At 72.1% G+C, this 2,618-nt stretch carries 2 protein-coding genes and 1 tRNA gene; 2 read left to right on the forward strand and 1 reads right to left on the reverse strand.

Features of this window, described 5'->3' with window-relative positions:
- Positions 1-724 (reverse strand): hypothetical protein (locus tag ABZY91_RS41830; RefSeq protein ID WP_355409469.1); only part of this gene is annotated, 724 nt, incomplete at its 3' end.
- Positions 725-1,081: 357 nt separating this feature from the next.
- Between ABZY91_RS41830 and ABZY91_RS41835 the strand changes: the two genes are divergently transcribed.
- Both ABZY91_RS41835 and ABZY91_RS41840 read left to right on the forward strand, forming a co-directional pair.
- Positions 1,082-2,407: a hypothetical protein gene (locus ABZY91_RS41835; protein ID WP_355409471.1), complete on the forward strand. Its 1,326-nt coding sequence runs from the start codon at positions 1,082-1,084 to the stop codon at positions 2,405-2,407.
- A gap of 70 nt (positions 2,408-2,477) precedes the next feature.
- Positions 2,478-2,561, forward strand: a tRNA-Leu gene (locus ABZY91_RS41840).
- Positions 2,562-2,618: the final 57 nt, after the last annotated feature.

Raw genomic sequence — 2,618 nt, forward strand, 5'->3', positions numbered from 1 at the left:
ACCACAGCCGCCCACCCGGCCACCGAACGGTGCGCGTCCGGCCCGGCCGCCAGGACCACTGGCAGCATGGCCGCGCGCCGGGCCGCGCACCGGGGGGTGCGTCGGCGGGTGCGTCCGGCGGTGCGGGCTCGGGGTGCGGGCGGTGCCGGATCCGCAGTTCCACCGGGACCGCGGGGGAGAGTGCCTCGCGCAGCTCCCGGTGCAGGGCGTCGGCGTCGGTGTCCGGCGGGAGCGACTTGGGTGCCAGCCGGTGGCGGGCGAACTGTGCGGTCAGGGTGACGGTGAGGGCGGCCGGGCGCGGGTCGCCCCCGTGGGGTGCCTCGGTGGAGCGGTCGATCCGGATCCGCCGCAGTTCGGTGACGGGCATGGGGCGTCCGACCCGTGCACCCCGGACGAGGGTGACCGTGGCCGGCCCGTCCGCGGGGGCGAAGCGGAGCCGGTGCACCTCGTGGAAGGCGCTGCGGGTGAGGAACGCCCACCCGGCGACCGCCGCCGCGCCACCGATGAGGGCGGCCACCGACCAGACCGGCCCCCATCCCGTGCCGGTGAGGAGCATGAGGACCGCCACGGGGCCGGAGGCGAGCGCGCCGACGAGGAACAGTGCGGGTACGGCCAGCGCCGACCCGAGCGAGGTCGTGAACGCGTAGCGGAGGGAACCGCCGCGCTCCCAGAGGACGAGGTCGAGCACGTCCGGGTCCGAACGATCGATCCGTACCGGCTGCATGACGCAACGTTAGGTCGGAGTCGCCGGTCGGTGGAAGTGGGTGCCCGGCCGCCCGCCGGACGCGCGCGGCCGGGGCTGCCGGGGCTGCCGGGGCTGCCGGACCCGCCGGGCGCGTCATCGGCCAGGGGGCGGGGGAGCTGGGCCGGACCCCGCTTCGGGGGTGGCCCCGGGGGAGCGCCGGACTCCGGCCGGCTCGCCCCCGCCTCCCTCCGAAGCGGCGATTTCCGCTCCCGATCGGTCCGTTCGGATCGCTTTTCGACCAGTACCGGTCATGTCCTGGTGCGCCGTGTGATCGAGCCGTTACAGTCGCCCATCGTATGCGGATGATCTCCATTGGATCGGACTGAGGCGGTAGCCATGGCACAGGAATCCAGGATCGACGTAGCCCTCGCACTCAAGGAGGGGCAGGCGGAGCCCGGTTCGGCAGAGGTGGCGGAGCTTGCCGCCACCCTCTCGCCCGAGGTGTGGTTCGCCGGTGCGCTGGAGCGCTCGGAGGGCGGCGGCCGGGAGGCCGACGTGGTCTGGGATCTGAGCGGCACGTACAAGGACCAGACCGCCCGGGGCAAGGCCGCGGTCTACTACGCCAACCCGAAGATCGGCCTGCGCCGGCCGTTCGTCTTCGCGGACGGTTTCAACTACGGCCCGAGTGACCTTCCCGGCCTCTTCGCGTACTTCAACACCCCGTACGACGGCAAGCAGGGCCTCTTCGACCAACTGCTCGGCCAGGGCATCGACGTGGTCCTCCTCGGCTTCGAGGAGCGGCACACCTACATCCAGGCCAACGCCGAGGTCGCGATCGACGGCATCCTCCGGGTGATCGCGGAGCGCGTCGGCGACGAGCGGCTCACCGTCGGAGGGGTGAGCATGGGCGGCATGATCACCCGCTTCGCGCTCGCCAAGCTGGAGACCCAGAAGGTGGATCACCAGACCGGGACGTACCTCTCCTACGACACGCCGCACAACGGCGCCTGGATCCCGCTGATCCTCCAGCAGCTGGCGTACTTCTTCGAGGACGTCACCCCGGCCGGCCCCGAGGGGGTCAAGCAGGCCGACCTGATCCGCAGCCCTGCCGCCCAGCAGCTGCTCTGGGCCTGGGTGGAGAACTCCAAGTACTCGGGACCGGTGGCGACGTCCAGCCCGCTGCGCAAGGAGTTCCTGGAGGACCTCCGGCGGTTCGGCGACTTCCCGGCCGTCCCGCTCAAGCTCGGGGTCTCCAACGGCCGGCGCGACGGGGTCGGCCTCCCGCTGCCGGCGGGCGAGGTGGCGTTCGACTGGCAGGCCCTGATCGCCAGCGCGACGGCCCGGTTCCAGGCCGAGAGGGGCGAGAAGCAGAAGATCGGCGGCATGCACCTGGGCCTGGCGGTCCGCCGCAGCACGACCACCGACGTCCCGGCGCTGGACGGGGCGCCCGGCGGCACGCTGGACTCCTTCGGCAAGGTCGCGGACGCGCTGAAGGCGAAGATCTCCGACGACTTCCGCAGCGGGACGTTCGTGCCGTCGGTCAGCGCGGCGGCGCTGGCCTTCGACCCGGTGAAGTGGGACGTCGCCCCGACGCTGTCCATCACCGACGCCGACCTCGAGAACGGTCACCTGGACGAGGTCGCTTTCGACACCGACAACCACGAGCACAGCCACATCTCCGGCGGCCTGATCGACTGGATCGTGGCGCGCGTCGGGCGCTGACCTGGCACGCCTCGCCGAATTGGTTCGAAGCACCCCTGCGCATGGGCTATGGTTTACCCATCACCCAGATGCGCGGGTGGCGGAATAGGCAGACGCGCTGGATTCAGGTTCCAGTGCCCGAAAGGGCGTGGGGGTTCAACTCCCCCCTCGCGCACATTGGTCAACCGACCCGGAACGGCCGGGGGCGGAGCCAAGACCGGAGGGGGTGACG

The organism is Kitasatospora sp. NPDC002965 (assembly GCF_040611255.1).
Classification (GTDB): domain Bacteria; phylum Actinomycetota; class Actinomycetes; order Streptomycetales; family Streptomycetaceae; genus Kitasatospora.